Source organism: Caballeronia sp. M23-90 (genome assembly GCF_053574605.1).
The window spans coordinates 1-1106 of record NZ_JBSIPA010000867.1; the positions used below are offsets into that span (position 1 = coordinate 1).

The following is a 1106-nucleotide window of genomic DNA, read 5'->3' on the forward strand; positions in this document are numbered from 1 at the left end:
TGCGCTTCCACGAGCGCGATCACGGTCGGCGTCTTGCCGGTACCGCCCACGGTGACGTTGCCGACCACGACAACGGGCACGCCAACGTTGGTCTGCTTGATCCAGCCGAGCGCGAAAAACATACGCCGAACTGCAGCGATCAAACCGAAAACAGCCGCAAACGGCGTCAGCGACCACGCGACCCAGCCACGCCGGCGCCATTCATGGGCGAGGAAATTTTCTATCGGCGGTTTGAAGTCAGACATGGCGCGCGCTCCCTGCACGTCGCGGGAAGGCTCGGGACTGGATGGGCCGATGCTCGAAACATGACGATACTGCTGAGACTGGTGAAACCAAGCTTGACGGCCGGCACCTTTGCATCGGGGCGGTTCTCCTAAAAAGCTGAACGGAAAGCGGTCGGCGGGCGATCCTTGAACCCGGCACTCTAGCGCGGCGGTGCGCTCTGCGCCAGTCGAAGGAAACCGGTCTGCTTCTGCAGTTTTACACGGACGGTCCTGTGGATAACTCTGTGAACAAGTTGGCGTGCATTGGTGGGAATTCGGCCTCTGGTCGGACTAACGTCGGCGAACAGCTCTTCGGAAAATAAGAAAGGCATTCAAAACAAAGACTTAAAGCGCGTTCATGTGAATTTCATATTCGTGTGTGCGTGTTTTCGGTAACTTGTGCATTGTGGACACTTGCTACACTCCGCCAGCCGAATGGACATCTGTTTGGGCAGGTTTCACCCTGTAGCCACCGCAATCAACCGGCCTTTTCCTTCGATGAGCACCGATCCATTCTCCATACCAGACCCCGCCGGCGCCGACGCGGTCATTCCCGTTTCAGCGCTCAATCGCGCGATTGGTTCAGTGCTGGAGCGTTCGTTTCCATTGGTCTGGGTATCAGGCGAAGTCTCGAATTTTACGAAGGCGGCGAGCGGTCACTGGTATTTCTCGATCAAGGATGCGCAGGCGCAAATGCGCTGTGTGATGTTCCGAGGCCGCGCGCTTTCTCTCGGCGGCGAACAAACCTTCGGCTTCGAGCTTGGCCTTGAGCCTCAGGAACGCTTCATACAAGCGCCCTTGCCCAGTCCGTCGAACCGCCTCCACACCGAGTTGCAGCTCGCC

2 protein-coding genes are annotated in these 1106 nt (G+C 58.1%); one reads left to right on the forward strand and one right to left on the reverse strand.

Annotated features, from left to right (window positions below; all coding sequences use genetic code 11):
- Positions 1 to 245, reverse strand: a 245-nt coding sequence (locus ACRXB1_RS36585) for a tetraacyldisaccharide 4'-kinase (RefSeq protein ID WP_449494845.1), incomplete at its 3' end; no start/stop codon positions are given.
- A 516-nt stretch (positions 246 to 761) separates the two neighbouring features.
- Here ACRXB1_RS36585 and ACRXB1_RS36590 point away from each other — a divergent pair.
- Positions 762 to 1106 (forward strand): exodeoxyribonuclease VII large subunit (locus ACRXB1_RS36590; RefSeq protein ID WP_449494846.1); only part of this gene is annotated, 345 nt, incomplete at its 3' end.